Consider the following 20,160-nt stretch of genomic DNA (forward strand, 5'->3'; position numbering starts at 1 on the left):
ACCGGTTTGGTATCCCAAAATGGTATCCGCAACAAGCGCTGATATCGGGCAGGCAGGACATGGCACAGGAAGTCACGCAACAAAGCGGCTACAACATCCACTGGCGGCGCAATCTCGCCGTCTGTTTCGCGGGCTCGTTCAGCACGCTCATCGCCATGACGCTGCTGTTGCCTTTCCTGCCGCTCTATGTCGAACAGCTTGGCGCACAGGGCCATGAGGCGATCGTGCAGTGGTCGGGCATCGCCTATGGCGCCACCTTCTTCGCCGCGGCCTTGGTCGCGCCGTTGTGGGGAAGGCTGGGCGACCGCTACGGCCGCAAGGTGATGCTGGTGCGCGCCAGCTTCGGCATGGCTATCTGCATGTCATTGACAGGCATGGTCGAGACCGTCTGGCAACTGGTGCTGCTGCGCCTGCTGATCGGCTTTGCCGGCGGCTATTCCTCGGGGTCGACCATACTGGTGGCCATGCAGACGCCGAAGGACCGCTCCGGCTGGGCGCTGGGCGTGCTGTCGGCGGGGATCACGGCGGGGTCGCTGGTCGGCCCCCTGCTCGGCGGTGCACTGCCGCCACTGATCGGCATCCGCACCACCTTCCTTTTGTCGGGTGGCATGATCTTCCTCGCCTTTCTGGCGACGACATTCCTGATCAAGGAGAATCCGCGCCCACAGGCGGCCAAGGCAGCGTCAAGCGTGAAGCCGAAAAGCGGCTGGTCGCAGAATTCCGGACAAGCGCCCGGTGGTGGCCATGCTGACAACCGGCATGCTGCTCGCCTTCGCCACCATGTCGATCGAGCCGATCATCACCGTCTATGTGCAGCAGCTCATCGAGGATCAGAGCCAGGTAACGATGGTCGCGGGCGTGGTGATGTCGGCGGCGGCCCTTGGCACGATCCTGTCGGCGTCATGGCTGGGCAAGCTTGCCGACCGTGTCGGCCATTGGAACGTCGTCGTCGGGGCGCTGGCCGTCTCGGCCCTGCTGCTCATCCCGCAGGCCTTTGTCACCAATGGCTGGCAACTGATCGGCCTGCGTTTCCTGATGGGCCTGGCGCTCGGCGGTCTGCTGCCTTGCATCACCAGCGTCATCCGCCACAACATCCCGGACGGCGTCGGCGGCAATGTGCTTGGCCTGGCGATCTCGGCGCAATATGTCGGGCAGGTTGCAGGACCATTGACCGGCGGCTTCGTCGGCGGCCATTTTGGCATGCGGGCGGTGTTCCTCGGTACATCCGCCCTGATGGCTGGCGGCGCCGTCTACAACTGGATTGTCCAATCGCGGCGCACACGGCATATGGCGCTGGAAGCGAGTGAGTCCTGAGCGGCTTTAGGGTTTCGCCGTTTCACGCAACAAGGAGCTAGCCGACATGAAATCCGCCGAACCCAGCCGTATCCTTGTGTTTGCCGGCGGCCTCGTCGGCGCGGCGGGTGTGGTGCTGTCGGCGGCCGCAGCGCATCGCGGCGGCGCCTTCACCGACACGGCCGCGTCGTTCCTGTTGATGCACGCACCGGTCTTCCTCGCCGTCGGCCTCATCGGCGCGAATCGCTGCCTGCGGATTGCGAGCGTGGTCCTGCTTGTCGGGCTCCTGCTTTTCGCGGGCGATCTTCTCGCCCGCGATTTCCTGGGATCGAGACTGTTCCCGATGTCGGCGCCAATCGGAGGCACCCTGCTCATCGCCGGCTGGCTGGGGATAGCTATTTCCGCCCTGGTACGCCCGCGCTCCTGAGGCCAAACAGGATCAATCCCGGGGACGTTCGGTGCGGACCCAGAGATCGCGATTGCGCGCGGCCGGCTTGGTCAGGCGTCGCACCTTCGGCCGCTCGGCAGCCGGCGCGATGCCCCAGTAGTTGCGATAGATGTCCTCAAACAGATGCTTGATGGGATGCATGGCTTTTCTCCCTTTGAATTGAATCGATCCAATCGGCACGCAAAAAAATGGCGCCGATCAGCTCCGCTTGCGCTCCACAAGGAAGCGAAGGTCGCGAATCCATGGGGCGGCCCTACCCCGGCGCGCGGGCCTGTCGGCACCCGACCCGATACTCCAGTCGTTGCGATAGATGTCTTGGAACAGATAATTGACGGGATGCATGGCGCACCTCCCCTGGGTCGTTTCGCAGAACAAATCTGCATCTTGGATCGATTCAAATATGGATCTTCAAGCGTCTGTGGTCAAGTGAAATTTGAATCGATCCAACGAAAGTGCTAGATGCAAATCCGGAACGTGCTAAATGCATGTCAGGAGGCACGTACAATGGCGTCACTCACCGCAGGCAATCGAAGACCCGTCCGGCTGGCCGACATCGCCAAGGCCGCCGGGGTTTCGCACGGCACCGCATCCAATGTCTTCAGCCGCCCCGAGATCGTGCGCGAGGAAGTGCGCGAACGGGTCAAGGCAGCAGCCGAGGCGATGGGCTATGGCGGACCGGATCCCAAGGGTCGCCTGCTGCGGGCCGGCAAGGTCAACGCCATCGGCGTCGCCACGGCCGAACCCCTCTCCTATTTCTTCGACGATCCCTTCGCGCGGGTCATGATGGCGAGCATCTCGCAGGCCTGCGATGCAACGGGAGCCGGTATCTCCCTGGTTTCGGCCGCCAACAACGAACAGCTTGCCTGGAACATCCAGAGCGCCCTGGTCGACGGCTTCATCGTCTTCTGCGTCGAAGGCGGTTCGCGCCTGGTGGAATTGGCACGTGAGCGCAAACTGCCCTTCGTGGCGCTCGACCTGGACTCCGAGGATGGGGCGGTCGCGGCGATCGGTGTCGACAACATCGCCGGCGCCAGCCTGGCGGCGCGCCATCTCACCGATCTCGGACATCGCCGCTTTGCCGTTCTGGCACTGCCTTTTGCCGACGGCAGGACAGGTCTCGTTTCACCCGAGCAGGTTCGCTCCGCGACCTATGCGGGAACGCGCGACCGCCTCACCGGCTATCTTCAGGAGCTTTCGCGGGTTGGCGTCGACACATCCAAAGTGCCCGTCTACGAGACCGCCAACGATGCGGCCAGCGCGAAAGCCGGGCTCGAAACCATCTTCGCGGCCAAGGAGCCGCCCACGGCCATCCTGGCGATGTCGGACAAAATAGCCTTGGTAACGCTCGAATGGCTGAGCGCGCGCAAGCTCAACGTCCCCAACGATGTTTCCGTCGTCGGGTTCGACGGTGTTCCGGAGTCCGCCGTATCCGAGCCGTCGCTGACCACGATCGCCCAGCCGATCGCGGAGATGGGCCGCCTGGCCGTCAAGGCGATCCTGGAAAACGACGGCAAGGTCAGCCGGCAGTTGCTGCCGGTCGAACTGATCGTGCGCGCGTCGTCGGCTCCGCCGCGCGGCTGAGCCGCGCCCCTCTCAGCGATTGGCTCTTGCGACGGCGGAGATGCCGAAAGACGCTCGGACCGGCGTGACATCCTTTTGCGTCGTGCGGGCCTTGCCCGAGCCGCCGATGGTCGACAGCCATTCGAGATAGAAGGCGAGCGCGAACTGCATGGCGATGCCGGCCGACAGCAGCAGGCTGTCATAGGCAAGCCCGCCCGGATTGATCAGTTTCATCACCTGCGCGATCATGGCGATCACCGTGCCGGCAATGAAAACCGGCAGCGAGCGCTTGCCGAGTATCGCCAGTGGATGGTCCGGGCTGGTGCGGAACAGGTTCGACAGCGACGGCAGGGCGACGATGAGGTAGCTGACCGCCAGGATATGCAACAGACGCGGCAGCGACAGGAAGGTCTTGTCGAAGCCGCCGATCACCACCGGCAACTTGAACCAGGTTATCTGCCCCCAGAGCGGACTGTGCACCCAGACCAAAGCCGTCGCCACATAGGCCGCGGCCGCGGCGACCAGCCAGCGGTTGACCGGAATGGCACCGCCGCGCCTGACATGCAGCATGCTGGCCAAGCCGATGTTGAACAGGAACTGCCAGGACAGAGGGTTGAGGAACCAGAAGCCGGGCTCGGGATAATTGGGCGGGGCGATCTGCCAGATGCCGGCGACGAGCCACAGCGCGCCGGAGGCGACGAGCGCCGCGACAGGCCGATAGCTGATCAGCAGGACGAAGGCCGGCGCCATCAAAAGCAGCGCGGCATAGACCGGCAGGATGTTGTTGTAGCCGAGCTGATGGCCGAGCGTGACGATGCCGACCAGCACCTCCGGCGTGTTCTTCATCAATGGTTCGATGTTGATCAACTTGAGCAGTTCCGGCCGCCTGGTGAACACCGCCACGGCGCAGAACAGGGCGATCACCACCATGGTCGTGACAATATGGGCGATGTAGAGCATGCCTGCCCGCCGCCACATCTTCAATGTGGCGAGAAGCCGGCCACCCGGCCGGAACTTGGTCCCGTAGGCGAGCGCGACCGAGATGCCGGAAATCAAAACGAAGGCCTCGGCCGCGTCCGAGAAACCGAAATTCTTGTAGGTGAAGGCCTCGAAAGCCGTGCCCGGCACGTGGTCGATGAAAATGACGATGAGCGCAAGAGCGCGCAGCACGTCGATACGCGTGTCGCGTTCCGGGATACGCAAATTGCGATCCGACAAAACAGGGGTAGTCATCGACAAAAGGCCTCAAAGCTGGTTGTTCATGTCCAGCAATGCGACCCCCGGCGCACCGCTTCGATTCCTCCCACGCTGAGTATATCGGCGCAGAAACGGGCTGGAATGCGCCTGGTTCAATCAACTTTCGCGGAGCACGAAAATATTGCGTTTTGAAGCCGGCAAATTCAGCGGAACCTCATATAATCAAGAGGATGCGGGATGACTGGCGACAGCCTCGAAAACGGCCCGCTGCTCACGGATCTGGCCTTTCCCTATCGCATTCACGACGCCGGCAAAGACAGCCGTGAATGCCTGTTCCTGCTGCATGGATCGGGCGTCGACGAGACCACTCTGGTGCCGCTGGCAAGACGGATCGCGCCCGGCGCCGTGCTGGTCGCGGCGCGTGGCCGTATCCCTCAGGAGGATGGTTTTCGCTGGTTCGAGCGGATAAGCCCGACGCGTTTCGAACAGAGGAGCATCCTCGCCGAAACAGCTGCCTTCGCGGCATTCGCAAGCGAGGCCGCCAGGCGCCATGGACTTGATCTCGATCACGCAACATTCCTTGGCTATTCGAACGGCGCCAATCTGGTTTCCAGCTTGATGCTGCTCCATCCCGGCATTGTCCGCAGGGCGGCACTGCTCAGGCCAATGCCTGTGCTCGACCACGTGCCGGCGACGGATCTCACGGGAACACGAGCACTGATCATCGCCGGCGCCACCGACGAGACCTACGGCCCCTTCGCGCCGGCGCTGGTGAGACTGCTCAGCCGGCACCACGCCGAGATCGACGCCCGGATCATCCCATCAGGCCATGAAATCGGGGATCCGGACGCCGCCATCGTCAGGCAGTGGCTGGCGGGATCGGCTGCCGTGGCGTGAGCCGCCTGTGAGCGTCAGGCGGCCTGTTTCGCGGCAGGAAGCACCAGAATAAGTGCGATAAAAGCAACTATTCACCAACGAAACAGCCCGGACCTTCCATTGTCCACAGCGGCGACATATGTCTGTTACATCCGGCCTATCGAGATACTGTTCACTGAGGGGAGGTCTGCATGACCGACAAGAACAGCATCACTCTGCTCGACGATACTTCGCAATTGCCCGTCATCGCGGCCAATCCGGCCGAGATTGCCAGGATTGAAAACAGCATCGACGTGCGCGACCGCGCCGCGATTTCGGTGTTCGGCGACCGCGCCCAGCAATCCGTCAGCGACTATGCCGACAAGATCCTGTCCCAGCTGCGCAATCGCGATCTCGGCGACACCGGCGACCTGCTGACCGATATCATCATGAAGGCCAAGAACCTCGATCCGGCAGCGCTGAAGGATCAGGGGTTTTTGAGCAATCTGTTTTCCTCGTTCAAGGCACGGCTCGAGCGCTTCAAGGAAAAATACGAGGATGTGGCGGGGCAGATCGACCGCATCGGCCTGGAGCTCGACCGCCACAAGGACACGCTGCGGCGCGACATCGCCGTGCTCGACGACCTGCATGAGCAGACCAAGGACTCCATCCTCAAGCTCGATGCCTATGTGCAGGCTGGCAAGAAATTCGTTGACGACTACCGCGCCAACGAACTGCCGAAACTGAAGGCTGCCGCCGATGCCGGAGGCGGCGATGTTGGTGGTACGCTGGAAGCGCAAACCTATCAGGACGCGGTGCAGGCGCTCGACCGGTTGGAAAAGCGGGTCTTCTATCTGGTGCAGGCGCGTCAGCTCGGCATCCAGCAATTGCCGCAGATCCGCATCGTCCAGTCCGGCGATGAGACACTGATCGAGAATTTGCAGGCTACCTCGGCGCTGACCGTGCCGGCCTGGAAGCAGAAAATGGTCATCCTCCTTGGCCTGACCAACCAGAAATCGGCGCTTGAACTGCAAAAGACCGTGACGGACGCCACCAACGAGATGATCCGCCAGACCTCCAAGATGATGAAGGACCAGGCGATCTCAATCGAGGAGCAGGCGCAACGCGGCATTGTCGATGTCGAGACGCTGGCACAGGCCAATCGCGACCTCATCGATACGGTGCAAGGCGTGCTGAAGGTCCAGCAGGAAGGCCGCCAGAAGCGGGCGGATGCCGAAAAGCAGATGGACCAGATGACGCTCGATCTCAAGAAAGCGCTGACTCAAGGCTGATCGGAACCGCCATGCCGAAGACGCTGACGTCCGTTCTGCTGCTGGCCCTCGCAGTGCTTTTGGCGGCGTGCAATTCGAGCAACGTCAAGTTCTCGATTGTATCCGGCTCCGAGAACACAGTGCTGCAGCCCATCGTGCAGGAGTTCTGCGACAAGCAAGGCGCTACCTGCACCTTCGCCTATGAAGGCTCGCTCGACATCGGCCTTGGCCTGCAACGGCCTGCCGGACTTGACCAGGACGCGGTCTGGCCGGCCTCGAGCGTGTGGGTCGACCTGTTCGATAGCGGCCGCAAAGTGCGCAACCTGACCTCGATTGCGCAGATGCCGGTCATTCTGGGTGTGCGCAAATCCAAGGCCACGGAGCTCGGCTGGATCGGCAAGCCGGTCTTCATGAAGGACATTCTGGCCGCGGTGAAAGACGGCAAGCTCAAATTCCTGATGACGTCGGCGACACAGTCCAATTCCGGCGCCAGCGCCTATCTCGCCATGTTGTCCAGCGCGCTCGGCGGCAAGGAAGTGATCGAGCCCGGCGACCTCGACAATCCGAATGTGCGTGAAACCGTAAGCGCCCTGCTGCAGGGCGTCGAGCGTTCGTCCGGTTCGTCGGGCTGGCTCGCCGATCTCTATGTCGACAGCGCCGGCAAGGGCACCGTCTACGACGCGATGTGGAACTATGAGGCGACGCTGAAGGAGACCAACGACAAACTGAAGCAGATGGGCAAGGAGCCGCTCTATGCCGTCTATCCGGCCGACGGCGTCGCGGTCGGCGATTCCCCGCTCGGCTTCATCGACCATGGACGCGGCCCGGAGGTCGAAAAGTTCTTCACCGACCTGCTCGCCTATCTGCAGTCGGACGCGGTGCGCAAGCGGATTGCCGACACCGGCCGGCGGCTGCCGCTGGGTGGCTCGGCGATCCAGGCCGCGGCCGAGCCCGACTGGAATTTCGATCCGGGCAAGCTGGTGACGTCGATCCGGATGCCGGAGCCGGCGGTGATCCGCAAGGCGCTCGATCTCTACCAGGAAGCCTTGCGCAAGCCGTCGCTGACAGCGCTATGTTTCGACTTCTCCGGCTCGATGGAGGACCAGGGCGAGAAACAGCTGCAGGCTGCCGCGCAGTTCCTGTTCACGCCGGAAAAGGCCAGCGAGGTGCTGGTGCAGTGGACGCCGTCCGACCATATCTTCGTTTTGCCGTTCGACAGCGCCGTGCGTGCCAATTTCGCGGCGACCGGCGATGCTGCCGGGCAAGCCCAGTTGCTGGCAGACGTCGCTGATCAACATGCCGGCGGCGGCACAGACATGTATGCCTGTGCCCAGCAGGCGCTGCAGCAGATCACCGCGACGCCGGATTTGTCGAAATACCTGCCAGCGATCATCATCATGACCGATGGCAGGACAGACGGCAGCGCCGACTTCTTCCTTCAGCAGTGGCGTAGCGCGCCGGTGCGCGTGCCGGTGTTCGGCATCACCTTCGGCGATGCCGACAAGAGCCAGCTCGACAGCCTTGCCAAGGCGACTTCGGCACGCGTATTCGATGGCAGCGGCGATCTGGCGGGCGCCTTCCGCGCTGCCCGCGGCTACAACTGAGATGCGCGGCTAGGATGCGTGGCTTGTTCGGCAACGACTGGAACTGGATCATAGCGGGCCTTGTCTCGGCGGCGTTGCTGGTCGGGCTGAGCCTCCTCACCCATTTCCCCTTCCTGGTGTCGGCAATTATTGCCGCACTTGTCTTTGCCGGACTGGTGTTCGTGCTGGCGCCACGCCAGCTGTTCGAAGGGCTCGACCTCAATTCGCTCAGTGGCAGCCGGGTCGCGTTTGCGCGCGAGTTGCTGGCGCAGGCCCAGCCGGCGGCGGACCGCCTGGCGGCAACCGCGCGGACCATTTCCGACAAGGACATGGCGGCAAAGGTGAAGAACCTGTCCGACGTCGCCGCCGATGTCATTACCAGGGTCGAAGCCAAGCCCGAAAGCGCGCCCGCCGTGCGGCGGTTCCTCACTTATTACGTGCCGCAGGCGGCCGAAGTGTCGGAAGGCTACGCGGCGCTGGCCAACCGGCGCGCGCCAAGCCAGGCACGGCTCACCAATATCGGTGCGGTCATCACCAAGCTTCAGGATGCTTTCACGCATTATGCCGACAGCCTGGCCGACTCCGAACTCGGCACGCTCGACGTAGACCTGCGACTCATTCAGGAGTCGCTGAAAGAGGATATTGGTCGCTGATGGCCATTTCACGCCGCGCTTTCGGACTGGGTCTGCTGGGTGCCGCCGCCGCCGGCACCGGCGGCTATCTGACGCTCAAGGATCGCCCCGAATTCCGCGGCTATCTCGGTAACAAAGCGCATCTGTTCGGCTTCATCGGCGGCGAGAAGCAAGCGTTCCTGGCCGACCCCGATGTCGTCCATGCGCTGGCTGGCTACGGGCTGGAGCTTGACGCACGTGTCGCTGGTTCGGTCGAGATGGTGCGGGAAGCAGCACTGTTGTCGCAGAAACCGCAATTCCTGTGGCCATCCTCCTCGATCATGGTCGATCTCGCCCGCAAAAGCGGAGTGGCGATCCGCAACGACCAGGTGGTGCTGAATTCGCCGATCGTCGTCTACACCTGGGGGCCGGTGGTCGAAGGGCTGAAGAAGAGCGGGCTGGTCACGGTCGCTGCCAAGGGTGGCTACAATCAGCTCGATCTCAAGGCCTTGCTCGATGCCATTCTGGCCGGCAAGAACTGGTCCGATCTCGGCATCGACGAACTCTATGGCCGGGCCCGCATCGTCTCCACCGATCCCAACCGTTCCAATTCCGGCTTCATGTTCGCCGGCCTTGTGCTCAGCCTGATGAGCGGCGACGTGGCGACGCAGGAGCTGCTGGCGCAGCACGGCGACCAGGCCAAGGCGATCTTCCGCAGCATGGGCCTGAAATCATCGTCGTCGGGAAAACTGTTCGACCAATACATCGCCGGTGGCCTCGGCGCCGAGCCGATGGTGGTCGGTTATGAAAACCAGCTGGTCGAATGGGCGCTCGCCGACCCGGCGCGCTGGCAAAGGGTGCAGGCCGGCATGGGCGCGAAGCCCGAAATCCTCTACCCCAGACCGACGGTCTACTCAGCGCATCCGCTGATCGTCATCGATCCGGCGGTCGACCGGCTGCTGGAGGCGCTGACCAGTCCGAAGCTGCAGCAGCTCGCCTGGTCCAAGCACGGGTTCCGCGGCCCGCTCGGCACCGTGGCGGGTGACGCCGACGCCATCGCCGGGGTGAGACCGGCGGAGATCGAAGCGGTGCTGCCGATGCCTTCAGCCGATGTGATGCTGGCGCTGCTCGCCCAGATGGAAGGTTGAGCCCTGTTGAGTGAATCAAACTCCTGGCGAATGCTGAAGGGTTGCGTCCATGAGTTTTTCAGAATTTCAGCCACGCCATGTGCTTTGCCTCTTGGGCTGAGAAGGGCGATTTCTTGAACTTTGCAGCCTGATACAGTCGGCAATCGACAACTTCGCTCCTGGGTTTGAGATCGACACAGAGTTTTCGCAAGATACGCCAGATGATCGCATGGCGCGGTCATTCGAGGTGTCTTGAGATCGTGTACACAAGACCGCCAGAACCGAGGAGGACGAAAGGGCCGTCCTCGAACATGGCTGCGTGATCTATGTGCTCGGCCCGTATATGGATGCGGAAGATACCCTTGAAACGTCTACGACGGCTCTTCGTCTGATCACCTATTCACTGGCCAACGGCGCTATCGCTGTAAAGGGTGAGAGTGCTGGCGTCGCGCACGGTGTCGCTCGGTGGACGGAATTCGGTCATGATGTAGAGCATGCCAAGGAAGACGTCACATTAGCTCGCCTCTGCCGCTTTGCCTTCAGCAGGCGGCCGTTAAGTGACGGGGAATTCCTCTGCAGCGTCGGCTTTCATCTCATTGGGCTGCCGGAGGTTTTCGTGCCGAGGAGCCTTTCAGATGATGACCTGCTGCTCAGCTCGATAATCGACAGGGTTGCCGATGAGATGTTCATTGACGGAGTCGAAATGGTTTTAGCCCGCCACGGTGCGATGTTGCTGCCAATCGACGACTACGACGAAGACGACTTCAAATATAATCCCTACGGCGCAATCTACTTGAACTCTGGCGTCAAATTGGACTCACCAATCAATTGATCCCTGATTCAAAACCGGCTTCAGCAGGCAGATTTTGAGCAACGGGGATTTGCTCTACCCCCGTCCCATCCGGTTCCAGGCGTCCAGTCCGGCGATCTTGTAGGCTTCGGCGAGCGTCGGATAGTTGAAGGTGTTGTTGACGAAGAAGTCGACCGTGCCGCCGAGATTGATGACCGCCTGGCCGATGTGAATGAGCTCGGTGGCGCCTTCGCCGACGATATGCGCGCCGAGCAGGCGGCGCGTTTCGATCGAGAACAGCAGCTTCAGGAAGCCGGTGTCGACGCCCATGATGTGGCCGCGCGAGGTTTCGCGGAAGCGCGCAACGCCAACCTCATAGGCGCCGCCACTCTGGCGCACCTGTTCCTCGGATTGGCCGACCGTCGAAATCTCCGGCACCGCATAGATGCCATAGGGGAAGGTTTCCGGCGGCGGCGGCAGCGCCACGCCGAAGGCGTGGCAGGCGGCCACCCTGCCCTGCTCCATCGAGGTCGAGGCGAGGCTGGGAAAACCTATGACGTCGCCGGCGGCGTAGATGTTGGGAACGCTGGTCTGAAAAGTCTGCGGGTCGACTTTGATGCGGCCCCGGGAGTCGGCCTCGATGCCGACCACGTCGAGGCCCAAGGTTCCGACGTTGCCGGTGCGTCCCGCGGCATAGAGCACGACATCCGAACGGATGGTGCGGCCGTCGGCCAGTTCCACCTCGGCCGTTTCCGGCTTGGAGCGGATTTCCTTCACCGCGCTGCCCAGCCTTATCGTCATGCCGCGGTCGCGCATCTGGTGAATGAAATCGTCGACAATCTCGCGGTCGACGAAATCGAGGATGGTGTTGCGCGGCTCGACCAGCGTCACCGGCACGTCGAGCGCGGAAAAGATCGTCGCATATTCGACGCCGATGACGCCGCCGCCGATCACCGTCAGCGTGCGCGGCAACTGGCCGAGTTCCAGCATCTCGTCGCTGTCGAAGACGCGGGTCTTGTCGAAAGGCACGTCGCGCGGCCGGTGCGGCCTGGTGCCGACCGCGATCAGCGCATTTGCGAATCCGACTTCGCTGTAATCGCCATTGTCGGCTGTCAGGCTGACCTTGTTGGGGCCGAGAAATTTTACCGAGGCACGCGCGCTCTTGACCGTGTTGCGCATGAACTGGTGCTGCAGCACCTCGACCTCGTGATCGAGCGTCTTGTGCAGGCGCTCGACCAGATCGCCGACGGAAATGTCCTGCTTGACCCTGTAGCCGCGTCCATAAAAACCGCGCTCGCGCCAGCCCGAGAGATTGAGCACGGTTTCGCGCAGCGTTTTCGAGGGGATGGTGCCGGTGTGCACGGAGACGCCGCCAAGACGCCGGCCACGGTCGACCACCAGCACGGATTTGCCGAGCTTGGCCGACTGCACCGCGGCGCGGCGGCCGGAAGGGCCGCTGCCGATGACCAGCATGTCGTAGTCCATATTTCTCCGTCCCCTCGCCTCTGCTTCAGAGTGCTTTTGTTGCGCCGCAACAAGCTAATGCCATCCGCGCGGCAAATTCAACCGATTCGGATTGTGTCCTGCGTCGCTCGAGCCTTGCTCTCCGGAAGCCGACCTTGATTCCGACACTGGCCTTCACCATTTCATCATCGAGCGGTCCGCACCCTATGTCGGGCCCTGTTACGAGGAAATGACATGAACGCGCGCGTTCTCGACGGCGAAATCATCAACACCCGGCTTGACGATGTCAGGGCCTATGAAGGCGTGCGCACAAGGCGCATCCTGGCCTTCGTGGTCGACTATATCATCGTCGCGCTGCTCACCATTCCGTTCGCCATACTGGTGTTCTTCCTCGGGCTTTTGACCCTCGGTCTCGGCTGGATGCTGTTCGGCGTCCTGCTGCCGGCCGTTGCTATCCTCTACATCTGGAACACGCTGGGCAGCGCCGACCAGGCCACCACGGGCATGAAGGTGATGGGCATCCGCCTCGACCGGCTCGACGGCCGGCCGATCGACGGACTGACCGCGGTCGTCCATTCCGTGCTGTTCTGGGCCGGCAATGTCATCCTGTCGCCGCTGGTGCTGCTGGTGACCTTGTTCTCCGATCGCAAGCGCACGCTGCACGACCTTCTGCTCGGCACGGTGGTTAGCCGCAGCGGCCGTTAAAGGCGTTTTTCGGGAGCGCTCCCGCCTCGTCAGTGCAAATGTGAAGGCCTTAGCTTGCTCGCGCCTTCACAATCCTGTTGAATTTTTTGCTTTCCGCGCCAAAGGTAGAGCGACTCGAAGGAGTGTTTCCAAGACTTAGATGACGCAGCATCCGACCCAGTCGCCGCAGTTCTTCCTGACCGCGCCGTCGCCGTGCCCCTATCTCGACGGCCAGTTCGAGCGCAAGGTGTTCACGCATCTGGTCGGCGACAAGGCGTCGGAGATGAACGATCTCCTCACGCAAGGCGGCTTCCGGCGCTCGCAGAACATCGCCTACAGGCCGGCCTGCGAGACCTGCCGTGCCTGTGTCTCGGTGCGCATCCTCGCCCAGGAGTTCGCTCCCAGCCGCAACATGAAGCGCGTGCTGCAGCATAATTCCGACCTCGTCGGCGCCATGCACAATGCCGAACCCTCGACCGAACAATATTCGCTGTTCCGCGGCTACCTCGATGCCCGCCACCGCCGCGGCGGCATGTCCGACATGACGGTGCTCGACTACGCCATGATGGTCGAGGATACCCATGTCGACACCAAGGTGATCGAATACCGGCGGCGTGGACCCGACACCTTCATCACCGGCAAGGGTCAGGGTGAACTGATCGCGGTGGCGCTGACCGACAAGATGGCCGACGGCCTGTCGATGGTCTATTCCTACTTCAATCCCGAATTCGAGGAGCGTTCGCTCGGCACGTTCATGATCCTCGACCACATCGCCCGCGCCAGGGCGATGGGCCTGCCCCATGTCTACCTCGGCTACTGGGTCAACGGCTCGCGCAAGATGAATTATAAGATGCGCTTCATGCCGCAGGAGCATCTCGGCCCCAAGGGCTGGGAGCGCTACACCAACGAAGCGGTCTCACGCTGAGTTCTTCCACGATCCGCGCTTAAACTGTTTCAAGGCAGGGGATGCTGGTCTTTCAGCCGGTTGGCTGGAGAGAGTGCGCCGTTGTACCGGCCGGCCGCCAGCCTGCACTTCATTGCGAAAGTTCCTGCATGTCCTCTCACCACGATCACCAGAAGGGCCTTCTGATAACCGCCATCGGCGGGCTGACGCTGACGGTCGACATACCGTTGATCCGCCTCGCCGACGGTGGCGCATGGACGATCATGCTGCTGCGCACCGGCACCACATTCGTCGCGGCGATGGTCATCTGGTCGGTCTGGCGCGCGCTCAGCCGGAACGCACCGCCGCTCATCCCCGGCTGGTCAGGCCTGATCGTGGCGATCTGCTACGGACTGACCGGGATCACCTTCGTCACCGCCGTCTATCACACCTCGACCGCCGATCTGGTCTTCATCCTGGCCTTCAACACCGTGTTCGCAGGGTTGCTGTCCTGGCTATTCCTGAAGGAAAGGCCGCAGTTGGTGACGGTCATCGCCATGTCGATCATGATCCTCGGCGTGCTGGTCATCGTCGGCGGCTCGGTCGGCACCGGCAAGCTGTTCGGCGATTTCATGGCGCTTTGCTCGGCCTTCTTCATCGCCGTGGCCATCACCATCTCGCGCGCCAGCGGCAAGGACATGGGCTTCACCTCGCTCGTCGGCGTCCTTCTGCCGATGGCCCTGGCCGCCTTTATGGTGTCAGGCGAAGGCTTTCACGTGAACGCACCCTGGTGGATCATCTTCAACGGCGCCGTCATCATGCCGATCTCGTTCTTCTGCCTCGCCGCCGGGCCGAAATACATTTCGGGGCCGGAAGTGGCGATGTTCTACCTGCTCGAAACCGTGCTGGCGCCGATCTGGGTGTGGATGATCTTTGCCGAGGCACCGACCCGCAACAGCCTGATCGGTGGCGCGATCCTGATCGTCACACTGATCGCGCATTCGCTCTGGCAGTTGCATGACGGCCGAAAGCACCGGTCCGATCTCGCGGTGCATCACCCGGTCTAGAAACAAACTTTCGGAATCAGGCGCTGGCTTTTTCGCCGAACTTGGTTCCGGCAGGATTTCGATCTGCGGACCGGCTTCGATTTCGACCGCCTCGCCTGCAGCCGTCTCGTCGACCAGTTCCACCTCGCGCAGCCATTCGCGCCAGATGGCGACCAGCAGCGCCATCAGCACCGGGCCGATGAACAGGCCGAGAAAACCCATGGTCTTGACGCCGCCGATCAGGCCGAAAAAGGTCGGCAGGAAGGGCAGTTTTATCGGCCCGCCGACGAGCTTCGGGCGCAGTGTCTTGTCGACGATGAACAGCTCGACCGCACCCCACAGGAACAGCGCCAGACCGGTCATGGGCGAGCCGCTGGCGGCGAGGTAGATCGAGACAAGGGTGAAGGACAGAGGCGCGCCGCCGGGGATGAGCGCCATGACGCCGGTCAGGGCGCCGAGCGTCACCGGCGACGGCACGCCGGCGAGCCAGTAGGCGATGCCCAGTACCAACCCTTCGCCGATGGCGATGACGGTCATGCCGGTCACCGTCGAGGAAATCGTCGCCGGCACGACGCGCGAAATCCGCTCCCATCGCGTCGGCAGGATGCGCTCGCCGAGGCGGTCGACCTGGCCGGCAAAATGCTCGCCGTCGCGATAGGCGAAGAACAGCGCGATCATCATGAACAGCAGCGTCAAGAGCAGCCCAAAGGCACTGCCGCCGGCGGCCAGGGCGCCGCGATAGATGCTGCCGATGTTGGCGCCGCTGACCAGCTGGATCAGTTCACCAATGCCGCCGGGATGGCCGAAATTGGTCGTCCATTGCTCGTTCAGCCAGTCGCCTATGACAGGCATGGTGGCGATCCAGTGCGGCGTCACAGCACCATGCCGATTGGTCTCGATCGCCCAGCCAACCCACTCGCGCACCTCGTTGATGGCATAGGTGCCGGCAAGCGCGATGGGTATCACCAGGAAGGCGAGGATGAACAGGATGGCAAAGGTCGCGGCGATGGTGCGGTTGCCGCCGACCGCAACAAGCAGACGCCGGTAGAGCGGCCAGCTGGCGAAGGCGATGACGAGCGCGGCCAGTACCGGGAACAGGAAGCCGTGGAAGAAATAGACGCCGGCGGCGACGATCAGCACCAGCAGCCAGCGCGCCGCCGACAGCGGCGGAATGACAGCCGACCGCAACGGCGTCGACAAGCCGAACAGGCGCTGGTGGCGCTCCGGTTTCTGGATTTTGGATTCCTTCAAACGCCCGTGTCTCCCAAACGCCCTTCCCTTTATGCACTGATATAGTGCAGCAATCGTGACGATACTCCAAATGGTTGGATATCTCCCCCCTCGAGGGGGAGATGGCCGGCAGGCCAGAGGGGGTCGCCTCGCGTAAAGCGCTAGCATTCTCTGTTCAAAGTATAAGGTCGCGTCTGGTCGAAGTAGGAGGTCGCGTCCGGTCGAACCGACCCCCCTCTGTCGCCTTCGGCGACATCTCCCCCTCGAGGGGGGAGATTCGGCGCTACCCAAACTTCCCCGTCCTCGGGAACCCTTTGGGCACCATACGCCCGGCCGATGCCCTGGCGCCGATCCATTCGGCGAGTTCTTCGCGCGATCTCGTAAAGGTGCGGTCGGCCGAATCCTGCCAGGACAGGCCTGTCTCCAAGGTGAACGGCTTGAGATCGAGCAGGCCGCCATCCTTGTATTTCTGCAGCCGAACGCCCTTGCCGCGGCCCATCTCGGGAATTTCGGCGAGCGCGAACACCAGCATTTTGCGGTTCTCGCCGACGATGGCCAGGTGATCGCCACTGACCGGGATGCAGCGTTTGGCCTCGTCCGGCGCCTTGACGTTCATCACCTGCTTGCCCTTGCGGGTGTTGGCGACCACTTCCTCCTCCGGCACGATGAAGCCATTGGCGTCATATGAGGCCAACAGCAGCTTGCGCTTCGGATCATGGACGAAGGCGGTGACGATGTCCTGGTCATTGTCCATGTCGACGATGATGCGGATCGGCTCGCCATGGCCACGCCCGCCCGGCAGCCGGTCGGCGCCAATGGTGTAGAACTTGCCGCCGGTGGTGAAGACCAGCACCTTGTCGGTGGTCTGGGCATGGAAGGCGAGCTTCAGGCTGTCGCCTTCCTTGAAGGTCAGCGTCGAAAGGTCGGCCAGATGCCCCTTCATCGCCCGCAGCCAGCCTTTTTCCGAAACCACCACGGTGACCGGCTCGCGCTCGATCATGGCGTGGGCGATATCGGTCAGGTCATGCTCGGGCGCGTCGGCGAACTGGGTGCGGCGCTTGCCGAGCTCGGTCTCGGGGCCGAACTTGTCGCGGATGCTGGTGACTTCCCACTTGATCGTCGCCCACTGCTTGGCATCCGATGCCAGCAGCGCCTCGATCTGCTTCTTCTCGGTGGTGAGGCCATCGAATTCCTTGCGGATCTCGAATTCTTCCAGCTTGCGCAGAGCGCGCAGGCGCATGTTGAGGATGGCTTCGGCCTGGGTGTCGGTGAGCGACCAACGGGCCATCATCACCTGCTTGGGCTCGTCCTCCTCGCGGATGATCCTGATCACCTCGTCGATGTTGAGATAGGCGATCAGGTAACCGGCAAGGATCTCCAGCCGTCTTTCGATCTCGCCCAGGCGATGTTTCGAGCGGCGGATCAGAACGTCGCGGCGATGGTCGAGCCATTCCTGCAGCACGCCTTTCAGCGACAGCACGTTGGGCACCTTGCCGCGCGACAGCACATTCATATTGAGGGGAAAGCGGCTTTCAAGCTCGGTCAGCTTGAACAGCGATTCCATCAGGATGCCGGAATCGACAGAGCGGCTCTTGGGCACCAGCACGACGCGGATGTCCTCGGCACTTTCGTCCCTGATATCCTCGAGCAGCGGCAGCTTGCGCGCTATCAACAGCTCCGCGATCTTCTCGATCAGCCGTGCTTTCTGCACGCCATAGGGGATTTCGGTGACGACGATGCTCCATGTGCCCCTGCCCTGGTCCTCCTGGATCCACTTTGAGCGCACGCGAAAACCGCCGCGCCCGGTCTCATAGGCTTCGAGGATGGAGGCGCGGCTGTCGACGATGATGCCGCCGGTCGGGAAATCCGGGCCCTGGACGAACTCCATCAGCTTCGCCACCGGCGCATCCCGATGCTCGATCAGATGCAATGCCGCGTCGCAGAGTTCGGCCGCATTGTGCGGCGGGATCGATGTCGCCATGCCGACCGCGATCCCGGACGAGCCGTTGGCAAGCAGGTTCGGGAAGGCGCCGGGGAGCACCACCGGCTCCTCGTCCTCTTCATTGTAGGTCGGCCGATAGTCGACGGCATCCTCGGTGATGCCGGCGAGCAGTTCGGTCGCCACGTCGGTCATGCGCGCTTCGGTGTAGCGCATGGCGGCGGCGTTATCGCCATCGATGTTGCCGAAATTGCCCTGCCCGTCGACCAGGGGATAGCGCATCGAAAAATCCTGCGCCAACCGCACCAGCGCGTCGTAGATCGACTGATCGCCATGCGGATGGAACTTGCCCATCACCTCGCCGACGATACGGGCGCATTTGGCGAAGCCCTGGTCGGGATTGAGGCGCAGCAGGCGCATGGCGTGCATGATGCGGCGGTGAACCGGCTTCAGCCCGTCGCGAACATCGGGCAGCGCCCGGTGCATGATGGTCGACAGCGCATAGGCAAGATAGCGCTCTTCCAGCGCCTTCTTCAGATCGACCGGTTCGATGTGATCGCCACCGCCATCTTGAGGCGGCAAAACCCTTTTTGCCATGGGCTGGGACTAGCCGAGCGGGTGATTCGCGGCAAGAGGCGCGTGCCGGACCAATCGGCTTGCGCGCTGTTGTGCAACAGGAAACCGCAAGGTCTAGCTTGCCGGCCAACATCAATCTGTTACATGCCACATCTATTGCGAAGCACGATAACGCTCGACGGCCCGACCTTCATGCCAAATTCACTGCATTCTCCAATAGCATACGGTTCGGGTTTGCCTTTCACTGCGATTTTCGACCATTGTGCCGGGACATGCCTTTTTCCCGTCCAGTTCGTCACGGAATGGTGATGGCGCGAAGAATTGAAAAACAATTTCAGGACACTCTCAGGGACCTTGCGATGACAATCAAACGCTCAACTCTCCGGAAATTCGCTCTTTCGACCTTCTTGTTCACACTTCCGCTGAATGCCGCCCTTGCCCAGGACGCGGCTGTCGCCGACCGGCTGAAGGCAACGCTTGCCGCCCAGGGCGTCGACATCTCCTGGACCGGCGTGACCGGCGACAACACCAGCATGGTGCTGCAGGGCGTTGCCATCAAGCCGGCTGCGGAAAAGGAAGCCCTCACCATCGGCGACGTCAAGCTCGAGAACGTCACCGAAGCCAATGGCGGCTACGACATCGGCACCGTCTCGACCTCGGCCTTCGAACACAGCAAGGACGGCGTCACCCTCAATCTCAGCCCCTTCATCATCCACGACATGACGGTTCCGGCCGATGGCTCCACCGGCCCGCTTGGCTCGCTGATGATGTACAAGTCGGCCGAACTCTCCAACATGACGGTCAAAGTCGCCGACAAAACCGCCTTCTCGATGGACGGGCTTGCCATCCAGATCACACCGCCGGCGGACGGCAAGGCGATGGAATTCACCGGCAATACGGAGAAATTCTCGGCCGATCTGTCGCTGGTCGACGACCCCAAGTCCAAGGAAGTCATCGACGCGCTCGGCTACCAGAACATCTCCGGCAATTTCGCAATGGCCGGCACCTGGCTGCCCTCGGACGGCAAGATGGAGCTGTCGAAATATGACATCTCCATCGAGAATGCCGGCACGCTTGGCATGACCTTCGATCTCGGCGGCTACACGATCGACTTCATCAAGTCGCTGCAGGAAATGCAGAAGAAGATGGCCGCGCAGCCGGAAGGCGCCGACAATTCGGCGCAAGGCATGGCCATGCTCGGCCTGTTGCAGCAGCTGTCGTTCAACAGCGCCTCGATCCGTTTCGACGACGATTCGCTGACCGGCAAGGTGCTGGACTATGTCGGCAAGCAGCAGGGCATGTCGGCCAAGGACATCGCCAACCAGGCCAAGGCGATCGTGCCCTTCGGCATGGCGCAGCTCAACAATCCGGAACTGACGGCCGAAGTGACGGCTGCGGTCAGCAAGTATCTCGACGATCCGAAGAGCCTCGAAGTCTCGGCCGAGCCGCCGGCATCGGTGCCGTTCGCGCTGATCATGGCGGGTGCCATGTCCAACCCGCTCGACCTGCCGAAGACGCTCGGCGTCCACGTCAAGGCCAACGAAGACTGATCGAACGGCCTCAGATACGAAAAAGCCCGGCAGCGATGCCGGGCTTTTTTGTT

16 protein-coding genes and 2 pseudogenes are annotated in these 20,160 nt (G+C 62.3%); 13 read left to right on the forward strand and 5 right to left on the reverse strand.

Annotated features, from left to right (window positions below):
* Positions 1-59 precede the first annotated feature (59 nt).
* A pseudogene (locus AC0V7N_RS26735) lies at positions 60-1,314 on the forward strand (multidrug efflux MFS transporter).
* Between the two features lie 46 nt (positions 1,315-1,360).
* Positions 1,361-1,720 (forward strand): DUF423 domain-containing protein, encoded by a 360-nt coding sequence (locus tag AC0V7N_RS26740; RefSeq protein WP_475451226.1) that lies wholly within the window; start codon positions 1,361-1,363, stop codon positions 1,718-1,720.
* Positions 1,721-1,732: 12 nt separating this feature from the next.
* Here the strand turns inward: AC0V7N_RS26740 and AC0V7N_RS26745 are convergent, their stop codons facing one another.
* Positions 1,733-1,882, reverse strand: coding sequence for a hypothetical protein (locus AC0V7N_RS26745; RefSeq protein ID WP_081850367.1), 150 nt, complete (start codon positions 1,880-1,882; stop codon positions 1,733-1,735).
* A 363-nt stretch (positions 1,883-2,245) separates the two neighbouring features.
* Between AC0V7N_RS26745 and AC0V7N_RS26750 the strand changes: the two genes are divergently transcribed.
* The gene (locus AC0V7N_RS26750) at positions 2,246-3,322 is read left to right on the forward strand and encodes a LacI family DNA-binding transcriptional regulator (protein ID WP_475451227.1); all 1,077 of its coding nucleotides are present in this window, start codon (positions 2,246-2,248) and stop codon (positions 3,320-3,322) included.
* 12 nt (positions 3,323-3,334) lie between these two features.
* Here AC0V7N_RS26750 and AC0V7N_RS26755 read toward each other — a convergent pair whose 3' ends face one another.
* The gene (locus AC0V7N_RS26755) at positions 3,335-4,534 is read right to left on the reverse strand and encodes an OpgC family protein (protein ID WP_475451228.1); all 1,200 of its coding nucleotides are present in this window, start codon (positions 4,532-4,534) and stop codon (positions 3,335-3,337) included.
* A gap of 201 nt (positions 4,535-4,735) precedes the next feature.
* Between AC0V7N_RS26755 and AC0V7N_RS26760 the strand changes: the two genes are divergently transcribed.
* From AC0V7N_RS26760 to AC0V7N_RS26785, 6 genes are all read left to right on the forward strand, one after another.
* Complete coding sequence (locus AC0V7N_RS26760) at positions 4,736-5,395, forward strand: alpha/beta hydrolase (protein WP_475451229.1); 660 nt, start codon at positions 4,736-4,738, stop codon at positions 5,393-5,395.
* Between the two features lie 170 nt (positions 5,396-5,565).
* Positions 5,566-6,645 (forward strand): toxic anion resistance protein, encoded by a 1,080-nt coding sequence (locus tag AC0V7N_RS26765; protein ID WP_475451230.1) that lies wholly within the window; start codon positions 5,566-5,568, stop codon positions 6,643-6,645.
* Between the two features lie 11 nt (positions 6,646-6,656).
* Complete coding sequence (locus tag AC0V7N_RS26770) at positions 6,657-8,228, forward strand: substrate-binding domain-containing protein (protein ID WP_475451231.1); 1,572 nt, start codon at positions 6,657-6,659, stop codon at positions 8,226-8,228.
* 14 nt (positions 8,229-8,242) lie between these two features.
* Positions 8,243-8,860 (forward strand): 5-bromo-4-chloroindolyl phosphate hydrolysis family protein, encoded by a 618-nt coding sequence (locus tag AC0V7N_RS26775; protein ID WP_475451232.1) that lies wholly within the window; start codon positions 8,243-8,245, stop codon positions 8,858-8,860.
* Positions 8,860-9,966, forward strand: coding sequence for a hypothetical protein (locus AC0V7N_RS26780; RefSeq protein ID WP_496627381.1), 1,107 nt, complete (start codon positions 8,860-8,862; stop codon positions 9,964-9,966). Before AC0V7N_RS26775 ends, AC0V7N_RS26780 begins: the two co-directional genes overlap by 1 nt.
* Before the next feature lie 298 nt (positions 9,967-10,264).
* Positions 10,265-10,777, forward strand: coding sequence for a hypothetical protein (locus AC0V7N_RS26785; protein WP_475451233.1), 513 nt, complete (start codon positions 10,265-10,267; stop codon positions 10,775-10,777).
* A 54-nt stretch (positions 10,778-10,831) separates the two neighbouring features.
* Here AC0V7N_RS26785 and sthA read toward each other — a convergent pair whose 3' ends face one another.
* Positions 10,832-12,220, reverse strand: coding sequence for a Si-specific NAD(P)(+) transhydrogenase (gene sthA, locus AC0V7N_RS26790; RefSeq protein WP_475451234.1), 1,389 nt, complete (start codon positions 12,218-12,220; stop codon positions 10,832-10,834).
* A 213-nt stretch (positions 12,221-12,433) separates the two neighbouring features.
* Between sthA and AC0V7N_RS26795 the strand changes: the two genes are divergently transcribed.
* From AC0V7N_RS26795 to AC0V7N_RS26805, 3 genes are all read left to right on the forward strand, one after another.
* Entirely contained in the window at positions 12,434-12,904 is a 471-nt protein-coding gene (locus AC0V7N_RS26795) for an RDD family protein (protein WP_475451235.1), read from the forward strand.
* A 139-nt stretch (positions 12,905-13,043) separates the two neighbouring features.
* On the forward strand, positions 13,044-13,808 hold the full coding sequence (locus AC0V7N_RS26800; RefSeq protein WP_475451236.1) for an arginyltransferase: 765 nt from the start codon (positions 13,044-13,046) through the stop codon (positions 13,806-13,808).
* A 128-nt stretch (positions 13,809-13,936) separates the two neighbouring features.
* Positions 13,937-14,833: a DMT family transporter gene (locus tag AC0V7N_RS26805; RefSeq protein WP_475451237.1), complete on the forward strand. Its 897-nt coding sequence runs from the start codon at positions 13,937-13,939 to the stop codon at positions 14,831-14,833.
* A gap of 27 nt (positions 14,834-14,860) precedes the next feature.
* Here the strand turns inward: AC0V7N_RS26805 and AC0V7N_RS26810 are convergent.
* Positions 14,861-16,063: pseudogene (locus tag AC0V7N_RS26810) on the reverse strand (AI-2E family transporter); the annotation flags it as partial.
* Between the two features lie 262 nt (positions 16,064-16,325).
* Entirely contained in the window at positions 16,326-18,578 is a 2,253-nt protein-coding gene (gene parC, locus AC0V7N_RS26815; RefSeq protein WP_475451239.1) for a DNA topoisomerase IV subunit A, read from the reverse strand.
* A gap of 338 nt (positions 18,579-18,916) precedes the next feature.
* On the opposite strand from parC, the gene AC0V7N_RS26820 reads away from it, so the two are divergent.
* Entirely contained in the window at positions 18,917-20,107 is a 1,191-nt protein-coding gene (locus tag AC0V7N_RS26820) for an aq_1923 C-terminal domain (protein ID WP_475451240.1), read from the forward strand.
* Positions 20,108-20,160 lie beyond the last annotated feature (53 nt).

Source organism: Mesorhizobium kamtschaticum, assembly GCF_056174585.1.

What these genes read in the sequence shown, in the direction of transcription:
- AC0V7N_RS26740 (WP_475451226.1), top strand. Translation starts at nt 1,361, where the DNA reads ATGAAATCCGCCGAACCCAGCCGTATCCTTGTGTTTGCCGGCGGCCTC.
- AC0V7N_RS26745 (WP_081850367.1), bottom strand. Translation starts at nt 1,882, where the DNA reads ATGCATCCCATCAAGCATCTGTTTGAGGACATCTATCGCAACTACTGG.
- AC0V7N_RS26750 (WP_475451227.1), top strand. Translation starts at nt 2,246, where the DNA reads ATGGCGTCACTCACCGCAGGCAATCGAAGACCCGTCCGGCTGGCCGAC.
- AC0V7N_RS26755 (WP_475451228.1), bottom strand. Translation starts at nt 4,534, where the DNA reads ATGACTACCCCTGTTTTGTCGGATCGCAATTTGCGTATCCCGGAACGC.
- AC0V7N_RS26760 (WP_475451229.1), top strand. Translation starts at nt 4,736, where the DNA reads ATGACTGGCGACAGCCTCGAAAACGGCCCGCTGCTCACGGATCTGGCC.
- AC0V7N_RS26765 (WP_475451230.1), top strand. Translation starts at nt 5,566, where the DNA reads ATGACCGACAAGAACAGCATCACTCTGCTCGACGATACTTCGCAATTG.
- AC0V7N_RS26770 (WP_475451231.1), top strand. Translation starts at nt 6,657, where the DNA reads ATGCCGAAGACGCTGACGTCCGTTCTGCTGCTGGCCCTCGCAGTGCTT.
- AC0V7N_RS26775 (WP_475451232.1), top strand. Translation starts at nt 8,243, where the DNA reads ATGCGTGGCTTGTTCGGCAACGACTGGAACTGGATCATAGCGGGCCTT.
- AC0V7N_RS26780 (WP_496627381.1), top strand. Translation starts at nt 8,860, where the DNA reads ATGGCCATTTCACGCCGCGCTTTCGGACTGGGTCTGCTGGGTGCCGCC.
- sthA (WP_475451234.1), bottom strand. Translation starts at nt 12,220, where the DNA reads ATGGACTACGACATGCTGGTCATCGGCAGCGGCCCTTCCGGCCGCCGC.
- AC0V7N_RS26795 (WP_475451235.1), top strand. Translation starts at nt 12,434, where the DNA reads ATGAACGCGCGCGTTCTCGACGGCGAAATCATCAACACCCGGCTTGAC.
- AC0V7N_RS26800 (WP_475451236.1), top strand. Translation starts at nt 13,044, where the DNA reads ATGACGCAGCATCCGACCCAGTCGCCGCAGTTCTTCCTGACCGCGCCG.
- AC0V7N_RS26805 (WP_475451237.1), top strand. Translation starts at nt 13,937, where the DNA reads ATGTCCTCTCACCACGATCACCAGAAGGGCCTTCTGATAACCGCCATC.
- parC (WP_475451239.1), bottom strand. Translation starts at nt 18,578, where the DNA reads ATGGCAAAAAGGGTTTTGCCGCCTCAAGATGGCGGTGGCGATCACATC.
- AC0V7N_RS26820 (WP_475451240.1), top strand. Translation starts at nt 18,917, where the DNA reads ATGACAATCAAACGCTCAACTCTCCGGAAATTCGCTCTTTCGACCTTC.